Genomic DNA, 15,311 nt, shown 5'->3' on the forward strand with positions numbered 1-15,311 from the left:
GCTGCGGTCCATCCCATCTCCGCTCCGGTCGCACTTCGTGCTGCTAAAACGCGCGAATAGCAGCACGAAGTGCGACGGGAGCAGGGACGTAACCCGGCGCGGAGCGCGCCGCGCGGAGCGCGCCGCGTGGAACCTAGCGCGGGTCGAGCACGAACCGGTCGCGCGCGGCGAAGATGCCGAACAGTCCCTGCAGCGACATGGTCACCAGCAGGATGATCAGCGGAACGGTCCAGCTGCCGGTCAGAGCTTGTATGCCGCCGAACAGTGCGGGTCCGACAGCAGCAATCGCATAGCCGACCGACTGCGACATGCCTGACAGTGCGGACGAGGTGCTGTGGTCGCGGGCCCGATCTGCCATGAGCGTCAGCGAGACTCCGAGCGAGATGCCGGAGAACACTCCGAGCGGCACGACCCAGACGCCGATGGCATCCGGCCAGATCATGAGGCCGATGATGCTGAGAATGCCGAGTGCCGGGAGCGCCGCCGGAGTGATCCGTGCGCCGCGCCCACGCATGACGAACACGACGGTGAGTGAGCCGACCAGGGAGAAGATCTGGTAAACCATCACGTCGACACCGGCGAGGACGGCACCGCGGCCGGTGTCGACGGACATCGTCGCGAGCCACGTCACCAGTACGTAGAACGTCGTTGACTGCACACCCATGTATCCGGCCACTTGCCAGGCCACCGGGTCACGCCAGATACCCAGGCGAGTCGCCGGCACCGCGGACGCCGCGCGCATCGCGCGCATCTCGCGGCGACTGACCTGCCACCACATGACCAGGGCAAGCGGTGCGATGACCGCGCCGGTGATCAGTAGTGAGGTCCGCCACCCGGCGCCGGCATCGTCGCCGGTGAGGCCGGCGATCGGAACCGCCAGTCCGGATGCCACGGCGCCAGCACCGCCCAGAAGCGCTGAGTACACGCCCATCATGAGGGGCACCCGCAGCGGGAAGTCGCGTTTGATGACGGCCGGCAGCAGCACGTTTCCGATCGCCAGAGCGAGGCCGATCAATGCGGTTCCGATCCAAAGCCAGGCGGTGGATCCCGGCAAGGAACGCACGATCGCTCCGACCGCGAGCAGCCCCATCGCGGCCAGCACGGCGCCGCCGAGGCCGAGCCGGCGGCCGAAACCATGGGCGAATGGGGACACGATCGCCCACGTGATCAGCACGACAGTTGACAGCGAACCGAGTAATGCGAGCGGGATGCCGGTGTCTCCGGAGATCCGGTCGATGAGCGGCCCGACCGCCGACACGGCCGGACGCATCAGCGTCGCGACCAGGCACAGCGCGATGATCGCGAGGACCACGTGCTTTCGTCCGCGTTGTGTCATCTGTTCGGTCCTTTCACACACAGTTCAGGTCGCAGTTGCTGCTGCTAAAACACACGTTTAGCGGCAGCAACTGCGACCTGAACAGAGGGGTGGGGCGTGGATCAGGCGCTGGTCGCCTGCTCCTCGCCGCCGGCGTTGTTCTTGGCTCGTTGGATCTCACCGTAGATGTGATGACGCAGTTCCACGAACCGCGGGTCCGAGCGTGTCGTCAGCTGGTCACGCTCATCGGGCAGGTCGATCACGATGTCATCCTGCACGACCGTCGGCCGGTTCGACAGCACGATGACGCGCTGACCGAGATACACCGACTCATCGATGTCGTGCGTGACGAACAGCACGGTGACGCCGAGCTCCTTCCAGATCTTGCGGACGAGATCCTCAAGGTCGGCCCGAGTCTGCGCGTCGACGGCCGCGAACGGCTCGTCCATGAGCAGAACCTGCGGCCGGTAGGCCACCGCGCGGGCGATGGCGACGCGCTGCTGCATGCCTCCGGAAAGCTGCCACGGGTACTTGTCTGCCGCATCGGCGAGTCCGACCGCTGCAAGCGCTTCGCTCGTGCGCTGCTGGCGCTCAGCCTTGGCGATGCCGGCACTCTTCAGCGGCAGCTCGACGTTCGCCTGCACGCTCATCCAGGGGTAGAGACTGCGCCCATACTCCTGGAAGACGACCGCCATGGTCTTGGGTGGCCCGGTGATGGCCTTGCCCTCAAGTTCGAGGCGTCCGGCGGTGGGCGGCAGAAGACCGGCGATGCACTTGAGCAGCGTGGTTTTGCCGGCTCCAGACGGGCCGACGATGCAGACCAGCTGTCCCTGAGGGATGCTGAATGTCAGATCACGGATCGCTTCGACAGCCTCGCCACCGGGAGTCGGTGACGGATAGATCTTGCGCAGACCGTCGACGAGGAGGACAGGGGTGTTGGTGTCTTCAAGATTCACGTTGGACTTCTCTCAATCCGTGGTACCAGCGGAGGATGTAGCGCTCCGTGTAGCGGAACAGCACAGCAAGTCCGAGACCGATCAGGCCCAGCACGAGGATGCCGCTCCACATTTCCGGTATCGCAAAGTTGCGCTGGAATTGGACGATGGTGAAACCGAGACCGGCGGAGGTGTACCAGAGCTCGGAAATCACCATGAGGATCAGGGCGATCGACAGGCACTGGCGCACTCCGGCCAGAATCTGTGGCGCCGCTGCGGGAAGGATCAGATAGCGCAGGCGCGCCATCCGGCCCAGGCCATAGCTGCGGGCGGTGTCACGCTGAACTTCATCGGTGGCGCGAACGCCCTCAACGGTGTTCAGCAGCACGGGCCAGAGCGACCCGAAGATGATCACGAAGACCTGCATCCGCCAGTTGACGCCGATGATGATCATCAGCAGCGGAAGCAGCACGGGCGGCGGGATCGCCCGGAAGAACTCCAGCAGCGGTTCGAGCAGTTGGCGAAGCGGCTTGAATGAGCCGATCAGCAGGCCGAGACCCACGCCGATGATGATCGAGCCGGCGATCCCGAGGAACAGGCGGCCAATGCTCGGCAGCACATCCTCCGCGAGGCGTTCGCCGAACCAGGTGTCGAAGAACGTCGTGACCAGCTCGCCCGGCGTCGGCACGAAGAAGCTGGGATTGACGATCGTGGAGATCCACCACAGCAGCACCAGGACGATCGGCAGGGCGAGTAGGAAGAAGACAGACTTGAGGAGTTTCATCCGGCCACATCCATTCGCACTGAGGTGTGCCAGGCGAGCACGCGACGCTCGACGAACCGGGCCACCAGGTTGATCGCGACGCCGATGAGTCCGGTCGCGAGGATCAGGGCGTACATGCTCGTGATCGCTCCGCCCTCTCGCGTCTCGGCGATCTGCTTGCCGAGGCCAGGAGTTCCGATGATGAGTTCGGCGGTGATCGCGAGGATTAGTGCGACGGCGGCGGCCAAGCGGATGCCGGTCATCAGATACGGCAGCGCGGTCGGCCACATCACGTGCCGGACCCGCTGGAACCGGGTGAGGCCGTAGCTTCGTGCCGTGGCATCCGCGACCGGATCCACGTCCTTTGCCCCATAGATGACCTGCAGCAGAACCTGCCAGAACGCGGCGTAGACGATGAGCAGGAGCCCCGCTTGGATCTTGGTGCCGAACAGGAGCACAGCCAGCGGGATGAGCGCAACAGACGGAACAGGACGGAGGAACTCGATCGTCGAATGCGTCAGACGCTCGAGGAACCGGCTCGATCCGATGAGGAAACCGATCACGGTCGCCGCGACTACGGCGATGATCAGACCCAGCGACCAGCTGAGCATGGTGGAGCCGACATCGCGCCAGAAGGCCTTGTCGACGACGTACTCGCCGAAGCGGATGAGTACCTCGCTGGCCGGGGGAACGAATCGGGAATCGACCAGGTTCAGTCGCGAGACCGCTTCCCAGATAGCCAGGAATGCGATCACACCGACTGCGCCCAGCCAGGGACCGGCCCCAGGCGAGGGGCGACGGCGTAGCCGCCGCACCTCGCTCAGGGTGTTGATGACAGCTGTCACGGCAGCAGGTTATCGAAGTCCGGCTCGGCCTTCAGGACGCCATAGTTCTGGGCGGCAGCGGCGAGCTTCTCAACCGAGGCACGATCCATCTCCGTCGGGAACCTCGGCAGCGTGATCTCTGCGAGAACCTCCGGCGGAGTCTTCGTGTAGGTGCCCATGACCTCGCGCACGACATCCGGGTTGGAGTCAGCGAACTCCAGCGACTTGGTCATCGCGGACTGGAACTTCTCAAGCAGTTCCGGGTCGATGTCGCTGAGAGCGAAGTATGCGGCGATGTCGAGCTTGGGGTCGAAGTCAGCGTAGGCGTAGGTGACGACGTTCAAGCCAGCTTCCAGCGCAGAGGTGACGAACGGTTCCACGACGAATGCTGCGTCGACCTGGTCGTTCTCTACGGCCGCGATGGCGTCAGGGAACGGCACCTCGACGAAGTCGATCGTGGAGGAGTCGGCGCCGGCTTCATCGACGACCGAGCGAACGACGGTGTCGTTGATGTTTCCGACGCTGTTGCTCGACACGGTCTTTCCGGCGAGGTCGGCCGGACTGACGATGCCGGAGTCGGCCTTGGAGACGACCGCGCCCATGTCCTGGGTGGTGTCGCCAGTGCTGGAGACAGCAGCACTGACCATCGTGATGTTGAGGCCCTGATCGGCTGCGACCATCAGTGACAGCTGGTTGCTGAAGCCGAATTCGTAGTCGCCGGAGACGACGGCCGGAACGATCGCTGCCCCACCGGTAGCGGTCTCGATGGTGAGGTCCAGGCCCTCGTCTTCGAAGAAGCCCTGGGCATCGCCGACGTAGAGCGGTGCCGTGTCGGCGATCGGAATCACGCCGACCGTGATCGGAGTCAGGTCAGCAGCAGAGCTACTGGTGTCGGCACCGTCGGTGCCTCCTGCGGGGGCATCGGAGTCGGTGCAACCGCTCAAAACCAGAGCGGTGATCGCCGCGAGGGCGAAAAAGCCTGCCTTTTTCATGTCACTCCATTGTGTGAAAGGGGTATGGATTTCGGGTGGCTGCTGTGCCACTCGATTCGACGACCGTACCCGCGCTTTGACAGCGTTGTCAATTCTGTTTACGAGATTGATAACAATCCGCGTTCGACCTTCAGTGGACGGGTGTCGCCTCGGCGAACTGCGTCAGGGTGGCGATGACGCTGCCGACATGGGTCTCCATCGCGGCGCGGGCGCGGTGCGGGTCGCGCGTGCACACGCCCTCAATGATGTCGAGGTGCTCGGGAAATGAGGTGTTCGGTCGACCGGGCACCAGGAAAAGCTGGAACTGGTGGCGCACCATTTGGCCGTTGAGTTGCTCAAGTACCCGGTTTGCGGCGGCATGCTCGGCGATGTTGCGGATGGTGCCGTGCAACAGGGAGTTGAGTTCCGAATACCGCATCAGCTCATGGTTCTCGATGGCCTCGCGCATGTCCTCGCCGACCTGGCGGAGAAAGATGATCTGCTCCTCGGTGACTCGTTCGGCCGCTCGGGCGGCGACTAGGCCCTCGACCGACTGGCGGATCTCGGTGATCTCGACCGCTTCCGCCGGCGTGATCTCGCGGACGCGCGCGCCGCGGTTCGGTGTCAGTTCGACGAGCCCCTCCGCTTCGAGTTGGATCAGCGCATTGCGGAGGACAAAGCGGCTTGCACCGTACTCCTCAGCGAGGTCGGCTTCGATGAGGCGCTGGCGTGGTGCATAAGCTCCGCGCAGGATGGCGGAACGCAATTTGCTGCGGACATCGGGATTCTCGGGCACCGGACGTGCTCCTCTCAGGTCTGCAAGATTGTTGACAATCTAGCGCATGGCGACCCGCGGTGATCACGTTTGTGCTCACCGAGTCAGGATGCCGGCGTGCGAGGTTTCCGTTTCAGCCCATCGATCACGCGTCCGACCGCAGAACTGCGGCGTGACGTTTTGTCCCACTGCGACAGGGCGACCGCGAGCAAGAGCGACAGGCCGTAGAACAGGTCGTTCACCCAGCGCGGCGACCCGGCCAACTGCAGTCCCTTGATGCCGACGGCCAGCACGTACATCGCCACGATCGTGCCGAGTACGTTGAATCGTCCGCCCTTGAACTGCGTCGACCCGAGGAACACCGCGGTCAGTGCCGGCAGTAAGAAGCTCGGACCCACGGTGGGGTCGCCGGCGTTCAGGCGACTGGTGAGCAGTGCTCCGGCGAGAGCGGCCAGTGCTCCGCCGGCCACGAGGCTGCCGATCTGCAGACGCTCGACGCCGATTCCTGCGAGCCGCGCGGACTCCGAGTTGAAACCAACTGCGTACAGGCGCCTGCCCGCCGGCGTGCGCTCAAGCACATACCAACTGACGATGGCGACGGCGAGCAACACCCACACCGGAACGGTGATGCCGAGGAACTGTGCGGCCGCTATTTCACGGTAGGCCGGGTCAAGACCCAGGATCTGCTGGCTGTTCGATATCCACGCCATGCCGGCGAGCAGAATCGAGCTCATGCCGAGAGTCGCGATGATCGGCTCCACCTTGAGCCGCGTGATAATGACAGCCGTGATCAGCCCGATCAGCCCGCCCACGACGATGACGGCGGGCAGCTGCAGGGCGATCGGCATGTGAATCTTGCCCAGCAGGAATGCCGACAATATGGCGCAGAACCCGACCTGTGCGCCGATGGCGAGGTTCAGCGCGCCGGCAGTCAGAGGGATGAGCGCAGCGAGCGCGGCGATGCCGGTCAGCGCCTCCGCATCCAGGAGTGAGCGCCAGACCCCCGGCTGCAAAAACTTCTCGGGGATCCACAGCGAGAACACGATGAAGAGAATCGCGAAGATATAGAGAGCGCTGATATTTCGGAATGACAGCGCGTGAGTGATGTCGGCTCGGGTGATCGACACGAGAGCTCCTTTGGGTCTGGCAGACGTCGGGTGGGTGGTCGCCCCTTCGACAGGCTCAGGGGTCGGTCGAAGGGGAGGGGCTCAGGGCAGCCCGTAGGCCTCGGCGACGAGGCGTCGCTCGGTGAGGTCGTCGCCGCTGAGTTCGGCTCCGATGAGCCCGTTTCGCATGACGAGTACGCGGTCGCAGAGCGCTGCGAGCTCTTTGGCGTCGGAGGAGCTGACCAGCACCGCTGTTCCCGCGGCCGCGCCCCGTTCGATCGCGGCATAGATGGCGGCTTTGGCGCCGACATCGACGCCCTGCGTGGGCTCATCGAGCAGCAGCACCTTCGGGTGATGGTGCAACACTTTCGCCATCACGATCTTCTGCTGGTTGCCTCCGCTGAACAGCGAGATCCGCTGCTCCGTTCGGGGTGGACGCACGTCGTAGTCGACAAATGCCGCCGCCGCCTCGACGCGCTCACCGGCGACCTGGATCGGAGCGAACGCACGTGTCGTGCGGTCCAGGTGCGGCAGCGTGAAGTTTTCCCGGCCGCTCATGTCGCGAATGATCGCGAGGCGGCCGCGGTCCGCGGGCGCGAATGTCATACCCCGCTTCAGGCTCTGGGCGGGGGAGCGCTGGTCGTGGCGGGCGCCGGCGAGCGTGAACTCGGATGCCTCGGCATCCACAGCCCCGTAAAGCAGCGCGGGTACTGCTTCGCGACCCGATCCGAGAGTGCCGGCTACGCCGACGATCTCGCCTGCGTGAAGCGTGAGGTCGAATGACTCGACAGAGCCACCGCGTAGCTCGCGGACCTGCAGGGCAGGTGCTCCGTATTTACGATGCACGCGCTCGACAGCATCCGTCTTCTCCACACCGGTGACGATCTCGATGAGCTGCGACTCATCGATCTCCGAGACCGGGCGGTCAGCGACCTTCACGCCATCGCGTAGCCCCACGATGCGGTGTGCCAGCGAACGCACCTCGTCGAGGCGGTGCGAGACGAAGACGATTCCCGCACCTTCAGCGGCGAGTCGTCGCACCGCCTCGAACAGCACTTCGACCTCGTCTCGATGGAGCGACTCGGTCGGCTCATCCAGAAAGAGCACATTGCGTGAGTGCGACCAGCCGTCCATGGCTCGGCTGATTGCGACGACCGCCCGCTGGGCAGGAGCGAGTCGACTCAGCGCACACGTTACGTCGAAGACCGGGCCGAAGCGTGAGATCAGCTCGAGCGCACGCTCCCGTGTCTCGCGGGCCCCGTACGGTGCGAGGGATGCTGCCCCTACGCCGCGGTGCAGCGCAAGATTCTCGGCTGCGGACAACTGTTCGATGAGCGCGAGATCCTGGTGGATGAAATGTAGCTCCGTGCCCGGTGCGGTCTCGAATGTGCCGTCATCCGCGGTGTACACGCCAGCAAGGATCTTCATCAGCGTCGACTTACCAGACCCATTGTGTCCGACGATCGCGACGATCTCGCCGGGATGAACGTCCAGGTCGAGCCGATCAAGCGCGACCAGACCAGGAAATGACTTCAGCAGACCGGCGACGTGCAGAAGAGGTGCCGTCATGGGGAGAGCCTTTCGGATGGGGAGAGCCTTTCGGATGGGGCAGAGCCGAGGTGGGGGAGAGCACCTCCCCCACCGTGATCAGTCGACGAGCCAGTTGGCTGCGAAGCGGTCCTGATAGTCGTCGATTCCCACGTAGCCGAGTACGGGGTCCTCGGGAGCGTTCGACTGCTCGGTGATGCGCGTCAGCGTGGACGCGCGGGTGAGGGCGTCAGGCCACTCGTACGCCTGTCCGTTCATCTCACGCAGCAGCTGGTCAAGCACCGTCCACATCATCAGGTTGAGATCCACTGCAAGCGTGGCGTCCTGGTCGCCAGCGGCGATCTGTTCGTAGTTCGGTGGTGCTGGCCACATGGCGATGCCGTCGACGTCAAGGCCTGCGAGCGACAGCTTCTGCGGCAGGCCGATCTGCACCTCATCGACTGCCGCGATGAAATACTCCGTCTGCGGGTTCGCTTGCAGATCGCTGACAACACGATCGGATGCCGTCGACCCTAGCTCGGCGATCGGAATGTCGACCACACGCAGCGTGCACTCGGGGCAGAGCTCGGCGATGCGGCTCTTCGCCCCATCGAGCTCGTACGACGAGAACGGGAACTCAGGGACGTTGTAGAACACGAAATCGCTTGCGCCGCCGGAGCGTGAGATCGCTGCGGCGCCCAGAACCTCGCCGTTCAGGATCATCCAGTCCGGCCCGTTGAACGCCTCAGGCAGGCCGAACTCGACAGTATTCATCACCGACCCACTGGCCATCGGAATGCCGAGCTCCGCAAGCTGATCGATCTGGCCCTCGAAGAAGATCGGATCGAGCGTGATGTTGATCACGCCGTCGGGTGCGAGCTCGACGACGGTGTTCATCGCCGCGTTGATGCTCTGAGCGTCGCGGCCGGTTTCGACACGTTCGAGCTCGATGCCGAGAAGCTCTGCCGGTGCTTGCAGGTTGTTCCACATCACCGCGCTGACCGGAGTGCCGACATCCAGGTACACGATGTGCGTGCCTGGCGCGATCGCCGCGCTCAGCGGCTCATCGATCAACAGATCTTTCGCTGTGCCGCCCAGCCAGGGCTCGAGAAACTCGCCTGCGGCATCGACGGCCGCGCTGGTATCAGCGCCAGCGGCGGTGTCGGGAGCATCTGGTTCGGTGTCGTCGAGCGTGCTCGAGCAGGACGTCAGGAGCAATAATCCTGCGGTGGCTGCAGCCGCGGAGCGCAGGATCGTTCGGGTTGGACGGTGCATCTTCGCACTTCCTCTCATTAGTGGTGCTGTGATCGGGATCAGAACGGGTAGGGCTGGATGTGGGACTGCATGGTCACCCACTGGGTGTCGGTGAAGGCCTCGATGTTTGCGGCGTGCCCGCCGAAGCGTGCTCCGGTTCCGGAGTTTCGAGTGCCTCCGAACGGCGCTTGTGCCTCGTCATCGACGGTCTGGTCGTTGATGTGCAGGATGCCGGCGTCGATGCGATCCGCTAGTTCGTAGGCGAGCAGCGCATCACCGGCGAGGATCGCGACGGACAGGCCGTACTCGCTGGCATTCACCAGATCGATGGCTTCATCCAGGTCTTCAAAACGCAGCAGCGGAGCCACCGGTCCGAACACTTCGTCGGTGTAGGCAGCATGATCGGTCTGCACCTCGGAGAGCACCGTGGGCTGGTAGAACAGGTCGGTGTACTCGCCGCCGGCCAGCACCGTGGCGCCGGCATCCACTGTCTTCGTAACCAGCGAATGGATGCGATCGCGCTGCCCTGCATCGATGATCGGGCCCAATGGTGCGCCGGTCAGCGGGTCCGCGGCGGTGAGCGCACGCGCTTTCTCAGCGAGTCGCTCGGCATACTCGTCGTAGACATCGGCGTGCACGAGGTGGCGGCCGGTCGTCATGCAGATCTGGCCCTGATGCAGGAACGATCCCCAGGCTCCGGCCGAGGCCGCCGCTGCCAGATCCACATCGGGCATCACGATCATGGCGTTGTTGCCGCCGAGTTCCAGGTGTGCGCGTTTGAGGTTGCGTCCGGCGCGCTCGCCGATTGCGCGTCCGGCCTGCGTCGATCCGGTGAACGAGATCACCGGGACTGCGGGGTGATCGATCAGAGCGGATGCTGTGTCCACACCGCCCGGAATGACGGCGAAAACTCCGGCCGGGAGTCCTGCCTCTTCGAGGAGAGCTGCCAGGAACAGGCCGCCGCAGACCGCGGTGCGGGGATCGGGTTTGAGCACAACAGCGTTGCCGAGGGCGAGCGCCGGGAACACCGAGCGTGCGGCGAGGATCGCCGGGAAGTTGAACGGTGAGATGACGCCGACGGTGCCCACAGGCCGCCGACGCGCCAGACTCAGGCGCGGAAGCGAGGAGGTGAGCAGTTCGCCGTACGGCATCATGGCGGTGGCGGCGGCGAGATGAAGTTCGGCGGTGACGAGGCCCACCTCGAATGCGGCCTTGCCCTGGGCGGAGCCTGCTTCAGCGATCAGCCAGTCCGCGAGGATGCTACCGTGCTTCTCGAGCAGGGTAGCCGCGCGACGCATCACGTCAGCACGACGCTCGGCTGTGAGGGCGCCCCAATCGCGTTGCGCAGCATCCGCTCGCTCGATCGCCTCGGTCATCTCTGCCGGATTGCCGCTGCCGACCTCGGCGAGGACCTCGCCGGTGGATGGTGACGTGACCGTCGTCGTTTGGTCGAACTGGACCCAGCCGCCTAGATAGCCGCGGCCCTGCCAAGTGTCCTGTGTGAAGAACGACATCTTTCTCCCGTCGCCGTTGGTGATGCTCCCAACACTGGCTGCGGGACAGGGAGAATCTCCGGCGTTGTGCGCACCTCGGTAGGCGTTGTGTGCACTCTTCGAATCGGCGTTTTGTGCAGCGTGGAAGGTATGCCTCGCTCCTGCGGTCAGGCCGGGGTATGCTCCAAGTCCTGGGAGGCGAACGTGGTTGTTCTCGAAGTGGAGAGCGCCGACGAATGGGAAACCATCGTCAGCGGATGCTTTGTGCCATTGCAATGTGAGGGATTCGAATCCCAGTTCCAAGGGCGTATGGAACACACGGGGCTGGACGAGCGTGTTTCCGTCGCGCTCGTCACGACGAGCGGGACGAGCGCCGATCGCACCGAGAGCCTCGCTCATCGTGCCTACAGTGATGATCTGCATCTGTCGCTGCAGCGATCGTCATCAGGCACGGTGGTCGCCGGCGGCGGGTCGTCCGCCGTGCGTCCGGGGTCCGTGACGATCTATGCCACCGACCGTCCGTATTACCTGGACTACTCACCGCCCGAACAGCAGCAGCTGATCGTGCAGGTGTCGCGCAGTTCACTGGCGCTACCGAGGACGATGGTGGAGGATGCCATGCGGCGGCTCGCGCTGCCCGGTGGATGGCGGGGGCCCGCAGCGCGCAACCTGTTCTCCTACGTTGACGCGTTACCGGATGGAGTGACCGAAGAAGTCGGCAACACTGTTCGGGATCTGGCGGCCGTCATGATCCGTTCGTCGTTTGGCGAGGGCAGCAGTGTTCCCCGCACGTCGCGAGGACTCCGTCACGCCGTCCAGGAGTATTTGCGTGCGAATGCGACCGTGCGCGGACTCGACATGGATGCTGTCGCCCGAGATCACTTCGTCTCACGGCGTCGGCTGTACCAGGTATTCGAGATGGTGGGGCTGTCGCCAGCGTCTGTGTTGCGTTCTGAGCGCCTCGGGATTGCTGAGCGGCTGCTGCAGGATGTTCCCGATCGCACGATCGAATGGGTCGCGTACGAGTCGGGCTTCAGCGATCTGACGACTTTCACGCGGGCATTCCGACGTGCCAACGGGATGACTCCGCGGGAGTGGCGCAGTCGCGCACCGTACGCGCGGCGCGCCGCCTGAACGTACTCCTACGGTCCTCGGACCGCTCCATCGCTGTTCCGGTCGCACTTGACGTTGCTAAACCGTGGGGATAGCAGCACAAAGTGCGACCGGAACAGGCGCAGCTGAGCGACCGACTGCGCCCGGCGCTCGACGCGCTGTTCGACCGCGTCGGGGAGACCGTGCACCTTTCGACGCTCGTCGGTACTCGCATCCTCCATCTCGATGGGATCGAGGCGCGGGCGCATTCGATCCGATTCGGCCTTCGCGTCGGCGTGTGGTTGCCAGCGCACATCACCTCCGGCGGCAGAGCGCTGCTCGCCGACCTGTCCGAGGACGAGGTGGAGTCGCGTTACAGCGACATGGTCACCGCTTCGCGCGGACAGTCGGACGCCATCGACATGGCGTCGCTGCGGACACAGCTCGCCGACGTGCGTGCCTCACGGATCGCATGGAACCTCGAGGAGAGCGAGCCGGGCATCGCGGCGATGTCCATCTCGATCGGTGAGTTCGGAAGTCAGCGGATCGCGATGAGTATCGCGCTGCCAATCTCGCGATTCACCGCCGAACGCGGTGAAAAATGGTCACACGATCTCATCGACATCGCCGATGCGATCGCCCAGGGGCGCAGTTGACGGGGCCCTACGCTCCGCCAGCGCCGAGGCGATCCGCTTGATCGCCTCGGCCATCAGCGGCCGCGGCATCGCGAACACGAAGCGGGTGAAGCCGACGGCGGCTTCACCGCATGCGGCCCCATCGGTCATCGCGACCCCGGCGTGCTCCCGGAACCAGGCGCCGAGATCACCGGTGAGGCCGGTGTTCCGGAAATCGAGCAACGCGATATAGGTGCCCTCTGGCATTGTCACGCGCACATCGGGCAGGTGCTCGGCGACGAGTGCGGTGAGCGTGCGCCGGTTCCCGTCCAGATACTCGACGACCTCGGCCAGCCACCCCTCGCCCTGGGTGTACGCCGCGACGTTCGCCACCGCGCCGATGGTCGATGTACCGTGGCCGGCCCAGCCGCCGGCGCGCTCCCAGAGCGCAGCATCCGCCTCGTTGGAAATGATGATCTGCGCGCACTTGAGGCCAGCGAGATTCCAGGCCTTCGACGCGGATGCTGCGGTAATTGCGTGATTTGCGGCAACGTCGGAGATTGAGGCATACGGGATGTGCTCGGCAGGTGCGTAAACGAGCGGCGCGTGGATCTCGTCCGAGAACACGCGTCCGCCGGCGGCTGCCACTGTTTCGGCGACCTGCTCCAGCTCTGCACGCGTGGCCACCGTGCCGAGCGGATTGTGCGGATTGCACAGCACGAACAGCTCGCCGCCATCGGCGAAGGCTGCGGCGACGGCGGTGTGATCGATGTGCCAGCGGCCGTCGACCTCGATGCTCGGGACCTCGATGATCCGGCGCCCGTGCATCTGCGGAACCATCAAGAACGGCATGTACGCCGGAGTCGGAACGATGACCGCGGCCCCGGGCTGCGTGAAGTGCTCGATCGCGAACTCGAAGGCGGCGATGACGTCGGGGAGCGCGTGCACCTGCGCTGGATCGATCTGCCATCCGTGCGCACGGGCATAGCGATCCGCCGTCGCCTCGGCGAGCGCATCCGAGAGGTGGGTGGGGAGGTAACCGGTGAGCCCGCGTTCCATCGCTGCACTGACGGCCTGCGTGACCGCTGGGGCCTGCCCGAAGTCCATCTCTGCGACGAAAGCCCCGATCATGCCGGGAAAGGCCGTCCACTTCATGCTGCCCGCATCACGCAGGTCATCTTCGGTGAGCGCGTCGAATTCCTGGGACATGATCGCTTCCTCTCGCAGGTCGCGGAGAACTCCGGGTGAGAGTCCTCCGTGACGAGCGTAACCACGATCTGCGTCGAGGAGGCGCGCAGTAGCCGACTACGCGCAGCAGCCGACTATGGCTGCGGCAGTGCCGCCGACCGCTCGACGCGACGCGCCTTGCGAGTGATGCCGAGCCCGCGCGCGCCGATCTGGCTGAGCTGCTCCTCGCGGAAGCGGTTCGCCCACTCCACCTCGTAGTCCTCCTTCGGGAAGTCCGCCGGGCTCTCGCCGCGACGGAACCGATCGGCGACGTCCTGGGCGTAGGCGGCGTTCTTCGCGCACATGGGGGCGGCGGGAATGTAGATGACGTTGCCCCAGCCCTCCTGCTGCTCAACCGAGGCGACGCCGTGAATCACATCGGAATGCCACCACACCGAGTCGCCGGGCTGCACGGTGGGGATGCCGGCGCGGGCGCGCATGAGCAGTGGATGCCACTCCTCGCTGATGCCGAGTGCCATGCCCTGCGCCGCGCCGCAGAGGGAGTCCTCCGGCACGTCGTCGAGCAATGGGCGGATGAGGATGTACGCCATCGCCTCGGGGATCGGGACGGTCCAGAGCACACCCTGGCCATCCTGCATCTCGCTCATCGCAAGCCACCCCTGGAAGCTGCGGAACACGCTGCACATCGTGGATGACGGGTACTCGTCGACCTCGGTGCGGAAGGCGCCGTCCCACGGGTCGTACGATTCGATGTCGCCGTGGAAGATCGACTCGAACACCTGCTGATAGGCCGGCGTGAACCAGCGCTCGATCGATCCGGAGTCGGTGTGCGCACCCAGGCCCTTCGACGTCGTCCCCGGTGGGCGGCGACGGATGCGATCGGGGTACATCGAGTCCTGATCCGGGTCGAACCAGGTCACCCCGCGCGATTCGCTCTTCCACAGTCGGTTGAGGAAACTCTGCGTCTTCGCAGTGTGCTCGTGCTGGCGCGCCTCCATCTGCGACGGTGACCAGTAGATCGGATAGATCTCCGGCTTCGAAGCATCCAGCGTCCCGAAGAAGTTGTCCGCAGGGCCGCGGTACTGCGTCATGAAATCGTTGCTGTCGACGTAGTTCACCAGGGACTGATCCCACTCGGTCGCCTGGTCGGGGGAGACCTGACCGCGTACGACGGCGCAGCCGCGACGGTGGATGAGGTCGATGGTCTCCTGCGGGACTGTGCCGGCCTCGATATCGGCGTACTGCACGATCGGCCAGACGTTCTCGCCGCGGGCGTGCGCGGCTTCGATCTCGAGAACCTTCGGCTCGATGAGCGCTTCGATTCGTTTGAAGTAGGCGTCCACGTCGCCGATCTGCTCACGCAGCATCCGTTTGATGGTCCGTACCGCGGCCGGGAAGTCTTCGGGCGGGGATGTCCAGCTCGTCTGCTCTGACATGATGTCTCCTGATGATTC

14 protein-coding genes are annotated in these 15,311 nt (G+C 64.8%); 2 read left to right on the forward strand and 12 right to left on the reverse strand.

Annotation, left to right across the window (positions count from 1 at the left end):
• Positions 1–133: 133 nt before the first annotated feature.
• From ACW5CM_RS01260 to ACW5CM_RS01305, 10 genes are all read right to left on the reverse strand, one after another.
• Positions 134–1,336, reverse strand: coding sequence for an MFS transporter (locus ACW5CM_RS01260; protein WP_457123884.1), 1,203 nt, complete (start codon positions 1,334–1,336; stop codon positions 134–136).
• A 101-nt stretch (positions 1,337–1,437) separates the two neighbouring features.
• Positions 1,438–2,271, reverse strand: a complete 834-nt coding sequence (locus ACW5CM_RS01265) for an ABC transporter ATP-binding protein (protein WP_438253849.1) — start codon at positions 2,269–2,271, stop codon at positions 1,438–1,440.
• Positions 2,261–3,034 (reverse strand): ABC transporter permease, encoded by a 774-nt coding sequence (locus ACW5CM_RS01270; RefSeq protein ID WP_438253850.1) that lies wholly within the window; start codon positions 3,032–3,034, stop codon positions 2,261–2,263. The genes ACW5CM_RS01265 and ACW5CM_RS01270 overlap by 11 nt, the downstream gene beginning before the upstream one ends.
• Entirely contained in the window at positions 3,031–3,858 is an 828-nt protein-coding gene (locus ACW5CM_RS01275; protein WP_457123885.1) for an ABC transporter permease, read from the reverse strand. Before ACW5CM_RS01275 ends, ACW5CM_RS01270 begins: the two co-directional genes overlap by 4 nt.
• Entirely contained in the window at positions 3,855–4,829 is a 975-nt protein-coding gene (locus ACW5CM_RS01280; RefSeq protein ID WP_457123886.1) for an ABC transporter substrate-binding protein, read from the reverse strand. Before ACW5CM_RS01280 ends, ACW5CM_RS01275 begins: the two co-directional genes overlap by 4 nt.
• 130 nt (positions 4,830–4,959) lie before the next feature.
• Positions 4,960–5,604 (reverse strand): GntR family transcriptional regulator, encoded by a 645-nt coding sequence (locus ACW5CM_RS01285; protein WP_439255264.1) that lies wholly within the window; start codon positions 5,602–5,604, stop codon positions 4,960–4,962.
• Between the two features lie 83 nt (positions 5,605–5,687).
• Positions 5,688–6,710 carry an ABC transporter permease gene (locus tag ACW5CM_RS01290; protein ID WP_457123887.1) on the reverse strand — a complete coding sequence of 341 codons (1,023 nt, stop codon included), beginning with the start codon at positions 6,708–6,710 and terminating at the stop codon, positions 5,688–5,690.
• An 81-nt stretch (positions 6,711–6,791) separates the two neighbouring features.
• Complete coding sequence (locus tag ACW5CM_RS01295; RefSeq protein WP_457123888.1) at positions 6,792–8,258, reverse strand: sugar ABC transporter ATP-binding protein; 1,467 nt, start codon at positions 8,256–8,258, stop codon at positions 6,792–6,794.
• Between the two features lie 78 nt (positions 8,259–8,336).
• Entirely contained in the window at positions 8,337–9,491 is a 1,155-nt protein-coding gene (locus tag ACW5CM_RS01300; RefSeq protein ID WP_457123889.1) for a sugar ABC transporter substrate-binding protein, read from the reverse strand.
• 38 nt (positions 9,492–9,529) lie between these two features.
• Entirely contained in the window at positions 9,530–10,984 is a 1,455-nt protein-coding gene (locus tag ACW5CM_RS01305) for an aldehyde dehydrogenase family protein (RefSeq protein ID WP_457123890.1), read from the reverse strand.
• Positions 10,985–11,167: 183 nt separating this feature from the next.
• On the opposite strand from ACW5CM_RS01305, the gene ACW5CM_RS01310 reads away from it, so the two are divergent.
• Positions 11,168–12,097 (forward strand): AraC family transcriptional regulator, encoded by a 930-nt coding sequence (locus tag ACW5CM_RS01310; protein WP_457123891.1) that lies wholly within the window; start codon positions 11,168–11,170, stop codon positions 12,095–12,097.
• Between the two features lie 83 nt (positions 12,098–12,180).
• Entirely contained in the window at positions 12,181–12,711 is a 531-nt protein-coding gene (locus tag ACW5CM_RS01315; protein WP_457123892.1) for an IclR family transcriptional regulator, read from the forward strand.
• Here ACW5CM_RS01315 and ACW5CM_RS01320 read toward each other — a convergent pair.
• Together ACW5CM_RS01320 and ACW5CM_RS01325 are read right to left on the reverse strand one after the other, a co-directional pair.
• Positions 12,661–13,878 (reverse strand): MalY/PatB family protein, encoded by a 1,218-nt coding sequence (locus ACW5CM_RS01320; protein WP_457123893.1) that lies wholly within the window; start codon positions 13,876–13,878, stop codon positions 12,661–12,663. The two genes, ACW5CM_RS01315 and ACW5CM_RS01320, sit on opposite strands and share 51 nt — an antisense overlap.
• 113 nt (positions 13,879–13,991) lie before the next feature.
• Positions 13,992–15,293 carry a DUF1479 domain-containing protein gene (locus ACW5CM_RS01325; RefSeq protein WP_457123894.1) on the reverse strand — a complete coding sequence of 434 codons (1,302 nt, stop codon included), beginning with the start codon at positions 15,291–15,293 and terminating at the stop codon, positions 13,992–13,994.
• Positions 15,294–15,311 lie beyond the last annotated feature (18 nt).

This window comes from Microbacterium wangyouchuni (assembly GCF_054072595.1).